Consider the following 16,446-nt stretch of genomic DNA (forward strand, 5'->3'; position numbering starts at 1 on the left):
AAGCACACATGTGAACTAGCGGCGCTAGGAGAGACGCTCCCACCGTTGGTCGGAATATACAAAGCTGACCAGCTCGGCATTTCCGATCACAGGAGGCTCGCCCTTGCGCCAGAAGCGGAGCATCTTTCCCCGATCGTCCAGTTCGGATTCCGTCACCACGGCGCGCACCGCCTGGATGAATTGCCCATGGCTGAAAACATAGACCGGGCCGGGTGAGGGCAGGGCGGCAAGCCGCCCCAACGCGGTCTCGGCGCGGCGTAGCAGCGCCCCAAAACTCTCCGCGCCGTCACCATCGCAATAGGCCGGGTCGGCCTCGCCCCAATACCGTACCAGATGCGGCGCCCGGTCCGCTGCCAATGTGCCGTTCCAGCGGGAGGGCTGGAGATAGGTGAACTCCTCGATCGGCCACACCTCAACCTGCACGTTGGGGTAGCGCTCGATCGTCGGGGCGGCTGTCTGCTGGGTACGCAGGAAAGGCGAGGTCACGATCAGCGATGGTGTTTCGGTCCAGTCCGCCGCAACCTGGCGTGCCTGGTTCCAACCCTTCTCGGTCAGCTGGATCGTCGCCAGATCATGACACGGCATGCCGGCGTTGCCGGTGCTCTGGCCGTGCCGGATGAATATGGCTCTCATGCCTTCCCTTCCTTAGCCGCAAGCTCCCTCAACCCCTTGTAGAGGGTGGTCCGGCTTACCTCGTAGCGTTCGGCCACGGCCGTTACCGTCGCGTCCGGATCAGTGAGCAACAGCCGTGCTTCGCGAAGCTGCTTGGAGGTGAGGGCAGGGGGCCTGCCTCCCGATCGGCCGCGAGCGCGCCCGGCGGCCAAGCCGGCACGGGTACGTTCGCTGATAAGGTGGCGCTCGAAGTCAGCGAGGCTGGCAAAGATATTGAACACCAGCTTGCCGGACGCCGTGGTCGTGTCGATCGCCTCGGTGATGCTCTCAAAGGCGATACCGCGCGTCGCCAGCTCGTTCACGTTCGCGATCAGGTCGGGCAGCGATCGGCCGAGCCGGTCGAGCCGCCACACGACCAGCGTATCCCCGGCGCGCAGCGCCTTCATGGCGTTCAACAGTTCGGGGCGGTCGGACTGCTTGCCGGACGCGTGCTCCGAATAGATCGGATCGCACCCCTTTGCGCGCAGCACGTCGAGTTGGGGCGCAAGATCTTGGTCGACCGTGGACACCCGCGCATATCCGATCCTGCGCGTGTCGGCTTGGCCGGGGCGAGGGGAGGGCGTCGCGTTCAACATTCAATCCATACGATACGTTTTCTAAACGTAGTTTCTCGCACGGGTTGTTGAACATATCAACGCCATAAACGACTAGGTTTCCAGCCGCTACCAGCGGTGTGCATCAAACGGTCGTTTGTTGAACATCGCGGCCAGCTATGAACGAGCTTTATTGTGACGTGGGATTCTGCACCGGCCGACACTGCGGTCAAACGCAACTCAAGCTCTCAAGTCAGAACCGACCGGATGTGACACCCGCGGAAGTGAGAAAGCCAGCCTTCCCCAATGACGGAAAAATATCCAAGTCCGCTGTATCCAGCGTAGATTAACTGACACATCTCTATATTGCGTCAAATATTCCTGTACTTGTTGTCGTATGAGAAGTCGTGCATCATTACATGAGCTTCATCAATAACCCTATCGAGATAGGTATGCTTCTTAAAATCACTATCAATGCCTGGCCACTGCCCTCCGTCTAGTGCTTGATAGTTGAAATTGTATAAAAACTCATCCAGCATGTCACCGTCATTATAGAGGACGGTGTCATATAGATTAGTGCGCATCGCCTCGTATTGGTAGGGGTATTGATTTTGCGGATTGGTAAGGGCTTCACGAAAGACGATCCACTCCAATCCATTTGTCAGAATGGCGTATCGGGGGTGTAAGCAATCAAAATAACGGAGAGTCTGGTCAATAGGACTCCAGGAATTTGGATAGCCATGTCTCGCACTCAAGTCAGACGATGCCTTTTTCGCTTCAATTATGCCAAGCTCCTTGCCGTACAGTCTAATAGAAAAGTCGGGCCTTAAACCAAAACCATCTTTGTGTTTTATCTGTTTAACAGTTTGCCGAATCGATCGTGTTGGAAACCTTAGAAGCATGAGAACGGGAATTATACACAAGTATATTGTATCTGCCTCTTGCCAGTTGAATCTATCGCTTTTCAGAGTTTGAAAGATATCTCGTAACTTTCGCAGCGTCTCATTGTGCCAATCAGGATGAATGCGAGGCGTATAATTCAACATTTACAACACCTAGACCAATTTTTTTGTCTCAGAGTCTTACCACTATGGCAGGTACATCTCCATAACGAATTTGCTCCTAGCGCACTCTTCACCTTCACAGCCCTCCAGTTTTGACACTAATCACTTCGTCGTTCCAGCCTGCAGGCACGCCATCAAACTCCAAAATAGTGGTCTTCAAATCAAAAATAATGGACTTGGCTGACCGCGCGAAACCACCATCAGTATACTGCTGGTGGCTCGGCTGAGGGCGACATAGAGCTTCGCACGGGCCGCCCGGGTGTTGCTGAAATTGGCCGCGTCGCAGGGCAAAAGCATCACGTTCTCAAACTCCAGCCCCTTCGCTTTGTGGATCGTGCTTATCGCCTTCAAGGGGAGCTTGGGCCGCGCGTGGGTGCGACGTCGAGCGAGTTCTGCGAACCCTTCATCAGCATTCTCGAATTTGGCGAGCTGTATCGCCTCGGAAAATTCGCGGCCATGATGAACCCTCACGTCAGCGAAGGCGGCCTCGTTCGTCACTAAATCGCGGAGGTGTGCCAAGGCCGCACCAACTCCCCGGTGATCCGGGGTCTCAACAATATGTCGCGCCATCGCCTGAAGGTGCAGCGGCTTGCCGGTGCAATTCGCTGCGCAGCCGTTCTGGGCTTCGACCACGAAGCGGTTGCCAAACGCTGACGGAGAAAAGCCCGTTGCGACAGCTCCCATGAAAGTAAGTGCGCCCCTCGCCAGTTCGGTCGGGTTGCCTTTGTGTGCGTTTGCATGGGTGATCAATCCCGCCAAGCCGTCCCTGACGTGTCCTTCCCAAATCGGAATCTGCCTGCCGAAGAACGTGCGGAGCGAAGTCACAGTCGCATTTTGGCCTGTCAAAACTAGAAGGCCTGCTGCCCCGCCTGATCGGACATATATCGGTTTCCGAAGATTGCTTTCGACGCTGAAAGCGCCATGCTGCTGCGCATTGTTGTCAGCGTAATGAACGGATAGCCCTTGAGGCAGATTTTGGGTGAGGTCGATCTGCCCGCCATCGCGAAGCCTCGCTCGGGCATCCAGTATCCATGTGCCAAGAGCAGGCTGGCTGTTCGCCCAGCGGTGCGGCACATCCAATTCTTCAAAACGGTTTGCCTCATTTTTTAGGTCGGCCCACCGTTGATCGGATGCTTCCATTTGCGCCTGTGTGCCGCTGAATATCTGCTGCATGGGATCGGCAAATATCCGAAGCGCGGAACCTGCCGCGTGGAGGGTCATGATGACGGCGTGCTGATCCGCGCTTGCGTCCTGATGCTCATCGCAAATGATGATCGGATAGCGATGGGCGAGGCTAGCCACGATCATCGGATTGGCCGTCAGGAGAGCAGCTGCTTTTTGGGCTACGGTACTATATCCGTTCGCACCCTCTCGCCGCGCCCACGCCCCGACATCGGCAGGAAGGTCCAGCGCCTTGTGATAGGCACAAGCAATTTCGGTGGTCAGGCTATCGATCGTGCGGATTTCGACCCGACGGCTCATGCCCTTCGTGCGCAATGCGAACACGTCGCAAGCCGCGTTGGTGTGAGTGAGAATGAGAAGACGGCCTTGGCCGAGTGTCGGGGCAACGTCCCGCGCGTAGCTCGCTCCCTGAAAAGTCTTTCCGCAACCGCCCGGCGCTTCGACAACGACTAGGCGGGCATTAGACCTCAAGGCTTCGGCAACGGAAGCATCGCTCATCAATCCACCGTCTGCACCGGTGGCAAATTTACAGCGGCCCGAACGGCGTTTACGAAGGGCAGAAGCCGGTCCTGCATCTTCGGCCAAAGGCCGAGTTCAAACATCTTATTGGCAAGCTCGACGCCACCGGGAGACGACTTGAACCAGCGCTGGCCGTGCTTTTTCCAAGCCTTCTTGATGGCGTCAGGCAGGTCGTTGGTGACGCTGCCGCTGGCCGCCTCGACCATGAGTTTTCGGATATTGTCCGTTGCAGCCTGGACGGCTGCTAAAGTTTTATCTTCGGTGCCCGCACGCTCTGCCAATGTCCGCAACCGCTCACCGTCGTCGCCGTCTGGATCGCGGATGAAGGCTTCGAGCTGATCGTCGGCCAAATGGGGAATGACGTTCGTTTCCAAGCATCCTTCTGGCCAGCGCATTAGAAGATCCCCAAGCTTCGCTTTGACCTCCGCCCAAAGGCCGGTTTGTGTTCCTTCGTTGTCGGCGAACCCGGCGACTTTCAGGCCGCTATTTGAAAGGCCGCGCAGGACGGTCAATGCTTCGGAATTGCTACCACCGTCGCTGACCCAGATACCATAGCGGCGCATATCCTCGCCTAAGGATCGGTTGATGAGCGTGGTGACAAAGCCGACCTCCGTTGCCCCTTCGGCGATGATCGCAACACGCGCGAGGAAGGTTTCAGGGTCGCGCTTTTGCTGGGGACCGATCGCGGCTGGCAGTTCGCCAACGGCGCCGCCTGAATCAACGTACCAGAGGCTCGCTCCCACTGCAGCATTTACGGCAGGCGCGCTGTGCGTGGTGATGAACACCTGTGAGGGCCGGGCAATCAGTTCTTCCATCAAAATGCGCTGACGGTAGGATTCCAGCCCGCGTTCGATCTCATCCACGACCATGACGGGATGCTCGACCTGATGCGCTGCCGCCACTTCCAGCGCAGCTAATCGTCGTGTGCCAGCGCCCCAACTCGACATTGGAAGCAAGGTGCCGTCTTTAGTCGCCGTCAGGCCGATAAGCGCATTGAGCGAGAAACCCGGCCCGCCAACGAGGCCGAGGCTCAAGTCCGTCGGCAAAGCTCGCTTCTTGAAACGCCCATCAAGCGTATCGAGCGCGGTTTTCGCGTCATCTTGAAGAACGCTTTTGACGTCGGTCTTAGCGATTTCATTGCCGAGCCGGGACCGCAAAGTTTTGTCGTTCAAAAGGCGCTCCAGCGCCGAGCCTTGGATAAGGCGAAGATCCCGGTCATTGCGATCATCACCGCTCAACCGCACCAGGCCAATATTCCGCCGCACCGAAACAGGAAAATGATCAACGGTATCGTCTGGCTGCAAGATTTCGTGCTGCAACTCAAAGTCCGGCGTGCCGGAAACGCGAAAGCAATAGACAGGATCATCAACTTGGCCATCGCCGGCCTCCATGTCAGGAACCTTCGCAGTTTTTCCGTTCCAATGCCAAGGCCAGACCGTCCTCTTCTGATCGCCTATGCCCGATGATAACGGCAAGGCCATGATGGCGCCGATCTCGAAACCGTCCTCATATTTCCGCTGCCAATAATCCGCGTCAGACAAGGAAATGGCATTGGTCGGGTTGAGCAGCAGAGCGATTGCTTCAAGAATAGTTGTCTTGCCGACATCACCCCCGCCGAGGAGAATGTTAACGCCGCGACCGGGGCACCAGACGAGCTTTTCGATCCCCCTAAACCGCTTGATCATTAGCAGGCGGATATAGGGAGCCTCGGTCACGGGCGGGGCTGGTTGAGCGGGTTGGTCTCGCATGACTTAGTCCTAGCGGAAGCCGCGACCAGAGAAAGCGGAAAGGCGTTTTCCGTAGAACTAGGAAATGAGCTTTCCCGCGTCGTAAGGGACAATTGCTGTTCTGATTGGTGTCGGATTTAGAAAGTCCGGCAACGCGGGCGTCGGCGGCGTGGCGACGATCTTGTTCACTTCCGACAGCGGGTGCGATAAGAAATGCTGGTAAAGCGCATCCGCGATGGCCTTTTCCTTCCCAGCTTTTGCCACCTCCAAAACGCCTTGCCCGTCCTTCCAATTTATCTCCGATTTGGTCCATTTGGCTTTGGTGCTTTGCAGAAGTGCCAACGCATCTGGGTCAATCGTGCCTGTCGTCCAAATCTCAAAGACCTGTTTCGCTTCGCGCAAGGTTGGATGGGCGCGTAAATGGCCTCGGAATGTTGGCAACTTTGTGATCCATTCTTCTACTTCCGCTTTGGAAAGCGACCCGCCGGGCATTTTGCCCTTCGCTTCGATTGTCGCCGCCTCGCTTCCAAGAGCTTTGATTTTTAGAATGTCGATGTCGGCGGTCTTGCCCGTGATGGGATCGCGGGCAGTCACGCCCATCTCGATCGAAACTGCGTCCCTGCGGGCCAGGTAACCTGCAATCAACTCAAAAAGAACTCCGCGCAGGTTGCCTGCACGGCCTTCGATCTCGGTCAGCGTGTCAAGCAATTGGGTGAGACGCTCGGGGCTGGTAGAAGCGTATGCCGCCGCATTGTTCAGAGTTTCCATGAGGGTTACGAGGGCGGCACCGACACGTCGGCCAAACAGATCTTTCGGGGTCGCCATCATGATGCCCGCGGCGTGGCCCGCTTTTAGGGCCGCGCCCGTGAAGCTCCCTGCGACAAGCATGGACATTACGCCGATCTTGGGCAGGAAGGATTTGAGCATCCTCGCTTTGCGGATGAAATACTGAATGTCAGATTCTTCGAGCATTCCCTCAGCAAAGGCGTCGGCGACCAAAAATCCCGGTTGAGAGCCCTGGCCCTTGAGCGGCAACAGATAGCTCGGGCCTGCGAGATCGAACGCGAAAGGTCCGATTGCCTTCAAATCCACTTCACCGCGAATGCGAATGGAATTGAACCCGGCCATTCCGATGTGGCGTGCCCATTCGCGCACTGCGTCCAGCAGGACGCCTTCGGCAAGCATCCGCGCACGCATGTTTCCGAACCCGTGCGAATGGAGGCTGGGCTGAATTTGATAGCACATGCCGTGATCGGCCGTTTCAACCTCCTTAATGAAACTGGCTTTGATCAAGGTTTGCGCAACGACATCGACCGATAGCTGACCTTGAATTGGCAGAATCGGCGCGCCGCTTATCACCTTGAACGCATCCTTGGTGACAAGTCCGCCGCGTGCGCTCATCCCGTCGATCGCCGCACCATAGACCGATCCTGATGCGCGCAAATCGCGCATGAAATTATCCCAGAATTTTTCGGTGTTCCGCTGATCATCGAGGTAGAGAAAAAATTCCCCTTTCGGCAGGAGACTGAGCGGAAATGAATATACTGGTGGCTTCGACCTGGAGACGCGCTGGCGCGCAGCGGCGGCCGATATCCCTTCTTTTTTGAGTGCCGCCACTATTGTAGCGGAACGGCTCGGACCATGCTCGTACAGGTAGCTGGATATGCCTAAAGTCACGGTGTCACACTGCTTAATTTATTAATTCTCCTACCTTGCGAGCACTACTTTTTGAAGGTCTATGTAGCGTCGTTTAAAATCAATTAGTTAGAAGCCGGTTTCAGGCACTATCGGGCGATGGAATGTCACAGTGGAGCGTCACAGAGGCGTTGCCCCTTCGCAGACGGCAGCAGTTCAGCTAGACCTTTTTACCTCCGCTCGGTGTGTCCGTACCGGTGTCAGAACCGACCGGTTGTGACACCAAGACCCAATCTCAGCCACTCAGCCACGCTGCAGCGCGTCCTTAAAGCAGACCCCGTTCAGTTGATTGCCCATTTGAAGGGTTAGGTGCCTCGTTTGCAGCTGGGAAATGCTGGCCGCGGGCGGGGCCGGCGTCTAGACGTGGGCCATGACTGGACATCAGGATCAATTGAGCGAGGCCATCGTCACCGACGCCATCGACGCGCTCAGCTGGAAGGATCTGCGCGACCACTTCGACGCCTTGACGCTCGACGCGGATTCGGCCGAGCGTCTGGTCGGCATCGTCCTGCGGTCGCGGTCGCTCGTCTTCCGCTATCCCGGCAAAGTCGCGAAGCGCGCGGCGATTGTCGCCGGCGTCGTGGCGAAAATCCGTGCCGATCTCGGCGACGAGAACGCGGACGGAGTGGCGAGGCGGCTGGCCGTCTTCGAAATGATCGACGAGGGCTACGCCGGGATCCGGGCGCTAATCGACGGCCTGCCGCTCGCCGCGAGGCCCAGGACGGAGATGATCGCCGCTTACCTCGCGTACGCCGCCAAGGCGTGGGCCGACCTGCGCCGCCAGATCGAGGAGGCTCCGCCCGCGACGCGCGTCGGCGGCAGCGTCGTGCTTTCAACGGACTACGGCGATCGGTTCGGCGCCGACGCGATGACGTCGGTGCTCGTCGGCCTGCTCGGCATGAACGTCACGCTTGCCGCATACCAGGGCAAGTGGTTCGACGGTGACGACCTCGTCCGGCTGCCGGAGCTGCCGATCGCCGCCGAGGCCGACGTCGTGCTGGCTGGCGCGGCGGACGGGACCGCGCTTGCGTGGCAGCAGTGGCAGCTGGTTGAGGAGCGCTGCCGGTATCTTCAGGGATCGCTCGCGCGCAGGGCGTCGACTGACGAGGATGGTGTGCCGGCTGGGAGTGAGATTTTCGTCCACGAGCCCGGGCTGGTTGAATGGGAGTTGCTGGACACGGTCGCCAACGAGCGTCTCGGCGACCGCCTGCGCCAGACGTTCCAGGAAATGTGGATTAAGACGAACCTGCCGACGGTCGGGCGGGGCGTATCGCCCGGCGCACCTATGCCGCCGGCTGGCTACGTTTCCCCACAGGAGATGCACAGCGTCGTCATGCTGAGCGAATACCTCGGAATCAACGTCGCGACCCATTCCGCTGAACTGGGCGGTCTCCGACTGTGCGAGTGGATGCGTGGTTTCGCCGTCCTGCAGCAGTTGGCTAACGACCGTCTCGAGGCCGGAGGCGACGAAGAGGAGGCGGCCTTTCCGCGTTTCGAGGTGACCGACCTAGAGGACATGCTCCGGCGGAACGGGCTCGCTGGCGGGAAGGCGGGCAGGTTCATCGACCACGCGAGCTTCGCCAAATCCAGCCGCGACCTGTACGACGCGCCGATCATCCGCGGCGCCGGCGACTGGTGTTTGCTCGCGGTTCCGGCGCTCTCCGAGGCGCTCCTACTTCGGCTGGTGTTATCGACCCTCGCAAACAAGCGGCTCGACGTCGTCGGGAAGGGCGAAGCGTTCGAGGAGCAATTCCGGACCTCTATCGCCACCCAGGGCCTGCCGGTCTACCACTTCGAGGCCCGCCGCGACGGCAAGACCTACGAATACGACGCCGTGGTGCCGTGGAGCTCCCACCTGTTCGTGTTCGAGTGCAAGAACCGCGCGCTCTCCGGCACGAACCCGATCGCCTCCTCAAACTTCCTGCGCTCGGCGCTGGACCACATCGCGCAGGTCCAGCGATTGGCAGCGGCGCTGAAGGCTCATCCCGATATTCTCGTCGAACACGTGCCGGAGGACTGCAGCGGGTTGACCATCGTGCCGGTCGTGCTCAGCTCCATGCCTTTCAGCATCGGCGGGGATATCGATGGCGTCTACTTCAGTGACGCGGCCTCGATCGGCCGCTTCTTCCAAGAACGGTATTCCTTTACGAGCCGCCTGCACGAGGTCGCCGGCGTGAAGGTGCTGCACCGCGTCGCCACCCACTCTCAGTGGTCGGGCGACGAGCCGACCCCCGAGGACCTCATCAGGCATCTGGAGAAGCCGCTGCAGTTCCGCGTACTGCTGCCGCACATGGAGGTGCGTCCGATCGGTTTCCAGATCGGTTCGCACCTCTATGCGCACACTCCCGTCGTCCGTCGCAAGGAAATGACGATGGAGTCGATGGCGGAAACCGCAGGCCTCACGGCCGAGGCGATCGAGGCAGAGATGGCGCGCGTCGCGGAGGAGGCGATCGAGCCGCTTCGCGCCAAGCTGGAGGAGCCTCCGGGGAATGGCGACGGTGCCGACGTTGAGGGGTGACCATCCCATCATGCCGAGCACCGCCTCTCCGCCAACGCGACCGGCTGGTCGAGCCATGAAAGTGTGGAGGGCCGTTGCGGCGGCAATGTCTCCCACCTTCGCTTTCGCCGACCGTCGGAAGCGCGACCACGATCGCGCGGGCAGGGCGCGTTTCATACGCCGCATGAACGCGCGCTATCTCGCGGTCGGCGCGACCCTCGCGGGCATTGCGTTCGTTGCCTCCCATCATGGTGCCGGAATGGTGGACTGGACGGCCTGGTGGCCGGTCCTCGCCCCGGTCGCGTGGTATCTCCTCTCGCGGTGCAACGAGGTGTTCCTGGCCTTCTACCTCGACGCGTTCGACAAGCTGCGCGTCAACCAGCGGCCGTCGAGCGCGCTGGCGTGGCCCACCCGGGTGCGGCTCGCGCTGAACAGCTACGCGGAGCTCGTCCTCAACTTCGCGGTGCTCTACGCCATGACGCCCGCCGACTGGTGGCAATGCGGGGCGCAGCGCCCGACTTCGTTCACCGACCTGCTGACCTACAGCGCCCTGACGATTACTACGAGCGGCGGCGGCGGGTTCGTGGCGAGGCACTGGGTGCCGCAGCTACTGACCGTCTACGAGGTGATGTGCGGGCTCATGCTGCTGGTCGTCAGTTTCACGATCTACACCGGGCGTGGACTGTCGAAGCGAGCGGCGACACACCTAGGCAAAGGGTAATGGTTCGCGATAGTCGATAATAAAACCTGTATCGGATAGCCAAGCAGCGAGATAGAAAAGTAGTCAATGACGCCAAAAAGAGATACTTCCGCGGTTCTGGTCAAGGCTGAAATGCAGCCAAGCCCGCTAACTGCAATGGATGCGCTGGCCTCATACGTCACAGCGATGCTCATAGCAGCTACATGCATTGCCATCGTCACTGCAGCGGCCGTTCAACTCCTCAGACCCTTGCTTAGTGCCGGCAATCAAATGCGTTGCATTTACGATTGGGGATTGGAACGACTGAGACGCTCTTACCAAAAAGTTCACTCATTTACCGATCAAGATAGTTGGCTGGCCCGGCAGGCGTACCATTATCCGATTCTGATCGCCGCGCGATCAGAAGCATTGGACACCCTGCGTGACGCTGCGAATAAGCCGATCCGCACTCTGAATATTTTGCTGATTAAGTGGGGTAAAGATCTTATAATTGAACAGTTCGGCATCCGAACCCAACCAGCTATGCTTTCTGATGAGGTTTTTATGGCCGGTATTCAGAATGAGGTAAGATCGGTCATTGCGCGCCCCGCTGACAATGTTCCGCTATTTCTTATCGCAACTGCCGATCTTTCCGCAGTTGACCAGATTGATCTGTTAACCTTGAACTGCGCTGCTCGCCGAGACCCGAGTGCAATGGCTCGCCTACTGGCCCCGGTAGATACCAAAGACCATTCTATGGGAGAGGCGGATGACCAAAATTATGACCTCAACTCCATCGTTGCCAATCTTGAGGATGTAGCTTCAGGATCGATGGAAACGGCATTGGATCAGCTGCAGCGGCGCCTGCTATCCCGCCGGAGTATTGTAAGCCGTCTCTTCACGCTGACTCTTGCGCTGCTGGTGTCTATGGGCGCTGCCTGGGCCTCGTCCGTCATGCTGTCAGTCAACGTATACGCAGTAGGTTTCATCTCAGGCCTTCTGGCCGTCGCCCTGAGAGATATGCTCAGTGTCGGAATGAAGCGCCTCCCCCGTTGATGTTGAGGTAATGACGGGCATGACACAGAAACCAGATCCGCCTGTGGCGTACCATGCCTTCCCACGTATAAACCTAAGATGTGGTGATAGCGGGGGTGCAATGCTGCGCACCGCGCAGGTTGTCCCGAGATACTTGCTAGTAAACGCCACAGAAGTGTTGCTTCTTATTCACGGTTACAACAATGACCGTGATACTGCACTGATCTCCTACGCCGGGTTCCTGCATAATTTAGGCAATCCATGGCACGAGCTCGCCGCCGGACTGTTCTGGCCAGGTGATGGCATTACCTCTTACGGCGGGGGGCGCAAACCAGGATTGCTGTCCCGCATGTGTGGTAGGGCTACATATATGTGGCAGCCTCCTCGGGCACAGGAGGCTGCCACGTATGTGAATGAGCTACTAATCGCCACAGCTAAGGCAAAAAGTGCTCAAGCCAGTAGACTTGGGCGTACAGTTCGCCCCCTTACTTTGAACATCGTAGCCCATTCGATGGGGTGTCGCCTCGCACTAGAACTTCTTCGATTACTCCAAGGGATGGTTTCGTTAGGACAGCTTCGCGTACGCAGCGTTACCCTAATGGCAGCAGCAGTTCCGCTTTATCACGTAGAGGAGCGAGGCCTTTTAGAGTCAGCTCTGCAAACAGCAGAAATTACGCGAGTACTCTGGTCCAAAGCCGACCTCACCCTAAAGTACTGGTTCCGCCTAGGGCAATCACTGGAGCGCCATGTGTCTCGTGGCTTTCTGCTCAGCGGCCGCCAAGCACTTGGCAGGAGTGGGCTGACCACACGTCCACGAGTCTATACACAGGAGACGCAACTAGATCATTCTGATTACTGGAAAAGTTCAGACGCAGCTCATTGCGTCCGTAAGGACTTAAACACGCAAGGAGTGCCTTCAACAGAAAGATACCCTGCTTCCCGTACCATCTCTTTCAGGCGGCTAGGAGAGCGCCATCTTCGTGATAGCTGCTAAGGATGGGTCCCTAAGCAGCATAACGGACGTTCGGAAATGCAACCACCATGCTGTTCACTTCTGCTCAGATCATATCTTCGGCCGTCCGTTCGCTGAAACAATTCGTTTGACCATTCTACAATCTGTGCAACGTAATTTGCTTATTATCTATTGGTAACCGGGCAGCCCAGAAGGTATACGCAAATCATGATAACGCTGCTACTTTCGGCAATGTTAAAATTCTTTCAGAAACCCAATCGACAAGCTTCGCAGCCAACTCCCCGCTTACCCAAGCTTTCTCTCCGAGCCCTGGTGCGAGGAGACGATGACGATCTAGCAAAAGTCCGTCGACAACGTTCGTTCGCTGAATGAACTCTTCCTCTTCGATAGCGTAAGGCATTGAAAACGCCTTTTTGGGATCCGCTGCGAAAGTGATGATTTTAGTCCAGATCCTAAGATCTGGTGTTTTCAGCTTAGTCTTCCAATCGGCGCCGCTTGCACATTGCAGGAGGTAGACAGGTATCCCAACCCGTCCATCTGGGAAGGGGCGGAAGCACAAAAGATCAAGTCCCGCCTCTTTCGCACTTGCAGCGGTCCAACGCTTTAGTTCCCCCGTTGCCTCACCAAGTTGGGCGGCCAAGTCCTCAACGATTTTACCAAGCTGGCTAGGATTAGATTTGGTCCACCCTGTTGGATGGACTGTCCAGTCTTGAAAAGAGCGTGAAACACTCTCAGCTGTTAAAGCTTCAAAGAGCTCGCCTTGGGCAGTATAATCCTGTCCGAAGTCGCGAGCCCAAGTTGGATAGACGCTCGGAAGCGAAAGTGCGAGACAGAAAGCATAGGCTGGAAACTCGCGCCAATCTTCTACTCCGACAACACGAGTACCGCCACTTACGCGAATTGGATAGCCCTCGCCAAGCTTTCTCGCCCTCGACCTGATAGCAGCGAATACTATATTAACCAGATCCCAAGCAAAGTCTTGATCTCGGTATATCTCGTTTTCCCGAAGAAGATCGACTATATCAGCCCCCGCAACGTCCTCCCCCAAAAAAAGGACGCTTGCCTCAATCCAGTCATAGATTGCGGCAAAGTCTACATTATGGTTCTTCACTGACCGATGAAGACCCCGAGCCGGTAAACCAAGCATCAGCCTTCGTCTTCGTCGAGCACTTCGGCCTTTAGGCCGGGAATAATAGTTAAAAGTTGTAGAGCATCTTCTCCGAGACGCTTCGCAGCAACTCGGAGCTTCTTAGATTTGGCATACCTATGTGCTCTACTAAGAGCCGCCTCGATATTATCTGCCGCTGCTTCAATCATTCTTACTATTTCAGGCTCATCACCTCCAGCAAGTTGGTAAGCAGCTTCAAAGCTGGGACGTGGCGTCCTTTCCAAGTACTCAATAGCTTTTTTGCTTAGCAGTACCTGACCAAACTGATCCACCTGGCGTGAGTCTCGAACTATCGGCGCCTTAGTGCTTGTTCCAAACAACCATAGTGCGAAGTTCGCTAATTGCTTGAGGTGAGAACGCGGAACGGGGTGCTGAGCCTGCCCTGGCTCAGCCTGCATGTCTATTTGCAGATACTTTTGCACGCCCTCGGTACGAAGAGACAGGAAAAGAACGCTAAACCTTTCTTCCACTTCTTCGGTAGAAAGCTCATCCACTTCTTCCATTTGCAAAAGAAGACGATAGGATATGTAGTTTTGGCGAACCGTAGGGGTCTTGCTTCCTATCTTACGCATTACCTCACGATAGGTGGAACCGTCTTCTACCAACTTGGCAATGTATTCTGCCTTTTCTGCCGGTTTCCACTCTTTAATACCGGTGACATGGCGAAATCCGAGAAATGCGTCGACATCCGATCGCGCATCTACCTCAATATAAGGAATACGCTTAAAGAGTGTCGCAGAGAGTTTTAAGCCATCGGCTATTTCTAACCATTTCCGGTCCTTAATTGAACCATTAGTAGCATCTTTTAGGAGTTTTAGGGCCGCTAATCGCCGATTCCCTTCCACAACGACTAGCGATGGCTTCCCATAAAGCTTTTCACGTACAACAATAAGTGCTTCTTGGGGCCAAAAACCATTTTCTATGAAAGAAACCGCCAGTTCGTCAAGCGTCCAGTCTTTCATCAAATCTATAATTTTTGTCTGTCGCACAGTCGCGCCAGTATTCCCGCGCCCTAATCGCGGGTTCATCGGGTCTAGAAACAAGTCCTCGACGCTGGAGTACTTAATTTCGCTGTGAACTGCCATTCCACCCTCAGAAGCCCGACGTCACGATAGCCGTAATGCGGATGCTTCACGCTACCATAGCGGCATCGAACTTATAATGACAGCTAGCTGAAATTGGAGGGGGTCTGGCGGCGACGTTGCTGACCCTGCAGCAGGTGACTGCCGTCCATGAGCGGCGATGATCTTGATATGTTCCGCGCTTGCATCGTTGTGAGTCAGGATGCAGAAGAATGCTGCAAATTGTGTAGGGACATGTAATGGCAGTGATAGCGGAAGAGGGCGTGGTACGTGTCACGGCTTCGCTAAGCCGAGCGCAGGAGGCTGCTCTCAAAGAGCTGGCTCTAAAACACAAAGTCAGTGTCGCATGGCTGGTTCGATACGCCGTCGACCAGCTTGTCGAGCAAGGGCAAGGGGCGCAATTCCCGCTCAACTTCGGGCTGCGTAACTGATTATGGCGCTGCTCGATTTGGCTACCCGACCACACAACGCTGAGGTCGCTTCCACCGGTTCATTTCCTGTGCGCAAGGGGCGTGCACGAATGCCAGTTATCGACCTTTTCGCGGGCGCCGGTGGCCTTAGTATAGGAGCGACCGACGCCGGCTGTGAGGTCCGCGCCTGTGTAGAGTTAGATCCAATTGCTTGCCGAACGCTACGTGCCAACGAGAGTTATCATGGCGCTGTGCTCGAGGCCGACGTAGCTGCCATCACAGGTTTGGACCTACGAGAAGTTGCAGGACTAGCGCCTGGCGACCCGCTCATCGTAGTTGGCGGTGCGCCATGCCAACCTTTTTCAAAGGCCGCTTATTGGATCGAGGACGGCGAGGAGTCTCGCTACCGTCGTGCTCGCGCAGCAGGCGTCACGATGAACCGCCCTCCGGCCCCAACCACAGCTCGTCCAGATGCGCGACGCACACTCATTGAGGAATTCTGGCGCCTCATCTTCGAAGCGAATGCGGATGGATTTGTTTTTGAAAACGTCCCCAGCATTAAGCACCCTCGAAATCTGCCTGTGCTCGATGGCTTCCGGCACGCAGCTGAGGCAGCAGGCTATGCGGTTACTCAGGTGACAGCGAATGCGGCAGAGTATGGTGTCGCCCAGGCACGCGAGCGGGTATTCCTACTTGGAGCAAAGCGCGGCAAGCCGACTACCCCCGAACCTACACATACGCTCAAGGGGGTCCCAGGCCGGAAGCCGGTCGTCACCGCCGGTGAGGCACTGGTAGGTTTTGATCGTCCCAAATATTTCGAACCCGAGGAACTCGTCACTGGTCGCTGGGCCGAGCACTTAAAAACAGTGCCACCAGGAGGAAATTACAAGGCGCACACGGCTTGGGCAGGGCATCCTAACCCCACCTTCGAAACCGAAACACGCTTCTGGAATTTTCTTTTGAAGCTATCGCCCGATCGACCATCGTGGACGATCGCTGCTTCGCCGGGCCCGTGGACAGGCCCTTTTCATTGGTCGAGCCGACGGCTGCGCACGGTTGAAATGGCTGCGTTGCAAGGCTTCCCAAAGAAATACGAACTCATTGGCAGCCGACGCGATCGGGTCCGTCAGCTTGGCAACGCAGTGCCGCCGCCACTCGCTAAGCGAATGGTTGAAGCCGTGCTCGCGACCGTAGATCGATAAGGATAATA

At 57.0% G+C, this 16,446-nt stretch carries 13 protein-coding genes; 5 read left to right on the top strand and 8 right to left on the bottom strand.

Features of this window, described 5'->3' with window-relative positions:
- Positions 1-24: 24 nt before the first annotated feature.
- From C8J40_RS18565 to C8J40_RS18590, 6 genes are all read right to left on the bottom strand, one after another.
- A complete protein-coding gene (locus C8J40_RS18565) occupies positions 25-633 on the bottom strand; it encodes a histidine phosphatase family protein (RefSeq protein ID WP_132898282.1) in 609 nt (202 codons plus the stop codon).
- On the bottom strand, positions 630-1,247 hold the full coding sequence (locus C8J40_RS18570; RefSeq protein ID WP_132898283.1) for a recombinase family protein: 618 nt from the start codon (positions 1,245-1,247) through the stop codon (positions 630-632). Before C8J40_RS18570 ends, C8J40_RS18565 begins: the two co-directional genes overlap by 4 nt.
- Before the next feature lie 329 nt (positions 1,248-1,576).
- The gene (locus tag C8J40_RS18575) at positions 1,577-2,251 is read right to left on the bottom strand and encodes a type I restriction enzyme HsdR N-terminal domain-containing protein (protein ID WP_132898284.1); all 675 of its coding nucleotides are present in this window, start codon (positions 2,249-2,251) and stop codon (positions 1,577-1,579) included.
- 174 nt (positions 2,252-2,425) lie between these two features.
- Positions 2,426-3,949 carry a UvrD-helicase domain-containing protein gene (locus C8J40_RS18580; protein WP_132898285.1) on the bottom strand — a complete coding sequence of 508 codons (1,524 nt, stop codon included), beginning with the start codon at positions 3,947-3,949 and terminating at the stop codon, positions 2,426-2,428.
- Positions 3,949-5,655: an ATP-binding protein gene (locus C8J40_RS18585; protein WP_207901270.1), complete on the bottom strand. Its 1,707-nt coding sequence runs from the start codon at positions 5,653-5,655 to the stop codon at positions 3,949-3,951. The genes C8J40_RS18580 and C8J40_RS18585 overlap by 1 nt, the downstream gene beginning before the upstream one ends.
- 120 nt (positions 5,656-5,775) lie before the next feature.
- Positions 5,776-7,314, bottom strand: a complete 1,539-nt coding sequence (locus tag C8J40_RS18590; protein ID WP_132898287.1) for a hypothetical protein — start codon at positions 7,312-7,314, stop codon at positions 5,776-5,778.
- Positions 7,315-7,762: 448 nt separating this feature from the next.
- On the opposite strand from C8J40_RS18590, the gene C8J40_RS18595 reads away from it, so the two are divergent.
- The 3 genes from C8J40_RS18595 to C8J40_RS18605 all read left to right on the top strand — a co-directional run bounded on the left by C8J40_RS18595 (position 7,763) and on the right by C8J40_RS18605 (position 11,624).
- Positions 7,763-9,910 carry a hypothetical protein gene (locus C8J40_RS18595; RefSeq protein WP_165911510.1) on the top strand — a complete coding sequence of 716 codons (2,148 nt, stop codon included), beginning with the start codon at positions 7,763-7,765 and terminating at the stop codon, positions 9,908-9,910.
- Positions 9,911-10,073: 163 nt separating this feature from the next.
- Positions 10,074-10,610: a hypothetical protein gene (locus C8J40_RS18600; RefSeq protein WP_207901271.1), complete on the top strand. Its 537-nt coding sequence runs from the start codon at positions 10,074-10,076 to the stop codon at positions 10,608-10,610.
- Positions 10,611-10,676: 66 nt separating this feature from the next.
- Positions 10,677-11,624 (top strand): hypothetical protein, encoded by a 948-nt coding sequence (locus tag C8J40_RS18605; protein WP_132898290.1) that lies wholly within the window; start codon positions 10,677-10,679, stop codon positions 11,622-11,624.
- Positions 11,625-12,781: 1,157 nt separating this feature from the next.
- Here the strand turns inward: C8J40_RS18605 and C8J40_RS18615 are convergent.
- Together C8J40_RS18615 and C8J40_RS18620 are read right to left on the bottom strand one after the other, a co-directional pair.
- The gene (locus tag C8J40_RS18615; protein WP_132898292.1) at positions 12,782-13,687 is read right to left on the bottom strand and encodes a hypothetical protein; all 906 of its coding nucleotides are present in this window, start codon (positions 13,685-13,687) and stop codon (positions 12,782-12,784) included.
- Positions 13,688-13,722: 35 nt separating this feature from the next.
- Positions 13,723-14,706, bottom strand: coding sequence for a hypothetical protein (locus C8J40_RS18620; RefSeq protein ID WP_132898293.1), 984 nt, complete (start codon positions 14,704-14,706; stop codon positions 13,723-13,725).
- A gap of 359 nt (positions 14,707-15,065) precedes the next feature.
- On the opposite strand from C8J40_RS18620, the gene C8J40_RS18625 reads away from it, so the two are divergent.
- Complete coding sequence (locus C8J40_RS18625; RefSeq protein WP_132898294.1) at positions 15,066-15,257, top strand: CopG family transcriptional regulator; 192 nt, start codon at positions 15,066-15,068, stop codon at positions 15,255-15,257.
- Positions 15,258-15,346: 89 nt separating this feature from the next.
- A complete protein-coding gene (locus C8J40_RS18630) occupies positions 15,347-16,438 on the top strand; it encodes a DNA cytosine methyltransferase (protein ID WP_347812487.1) in 1,092 nt (363 codons plus the stop codon).
- Positions 16,439-16,446 lie beyond the last annotated feature (8 nt).

The sequence above is a fragment of the Sphingomonas sp. PP-CC-3A-396 genome, from assembly GCF_004343105.1.
Classification (GTDB): Bacteria; Pseudomonadota; Alphaproteobacteria; order Sphingomonadales; family Sphingomonadaceae; genus Sphingomonas.

Excerpts from the sequence above, each read along its gene's own strand:
- C8J40_RS18565 (WP_132898282.1), bottom strand. The coding sequence starts at position 633 with ATGAGAGCCATATTCATCCGGCACGGCCAGAGCACCGGCAACGCCGGC.
- C8J40_RS18570 (WP_132898283.1), bottom strand. The coding sequence starts at position 1,247 with ATGTTGAACGCGACGCCCTCCCCTCGCCCCGGCCAAGCCGACACGCGC.
- C8J40_RS18575 (WP_132898284.1), bottom strand. The coding sequence starts at position 2,251 with ATGTTGAATTATACGCCTCGCATTCATCCTGATTGGCACAATGAGACG.
- C8J40_RS18580 (WP_132898285.1), bottom strand. The coding sequence starts at position 3,949 with ATGAGCGATGCTTCCGTTGCCGAAGCCTTGAGGTCTAATGCCCGCCTA.
- C8J40_RS18585 (WP_207901270.1), bottom strand. The coding sequence starts at position 5,655 with ATGATCAAGCGGTTTAGGGGGATCGAAAAGCTCGTCTGGTGCCCCGGT.
- C8J40_RS18595 (WP_165911510.1), top strand. The coding sequence starts at position 7,763 with ATGACTGGACATCAGGATCAATTGAGCGAGGCCATCGTCACCGACGCC.
- C8J40_RS18600 (WP_207901271.1), top strand. The coding sequence starts at position 10,074 with ATGAACGCGCGCTATCTCGCGGTCGGCGCGACCCTCGCGGGCATTGCG.
- C8J40_RS18605 (WP_132898290.1), top strand. The coding sequence starts at position 10,677 with ATGACGCCAAAAAGAGATACTTCCGCGGTTCTGGTCAAGGCTGAAATG.
- C8J40_RS18620 (WP_132898293.1), bottom strand. The coding sequence starts at position 14,706 with ATGAAAGACTGGACGCTTGACGAACTGGCGGTTTCTTTCATAGAAAAT.
- C8J40_RS18625 (WP_132898294.1), top strand. The coding sequence starts at position 15,066 with ATGGCAGTGATAGCGGAAGAGGGCGTGGTACGTGTCACGGCTTCGCTA.
- C8J40_RS18630 (WP_347812487.1), top strand. The coding sequence starts at position 15,347 with ATGCCAGTTATCGACCTTTTCGCGGGCGCCGGTGGCCTTAGTATAGGA.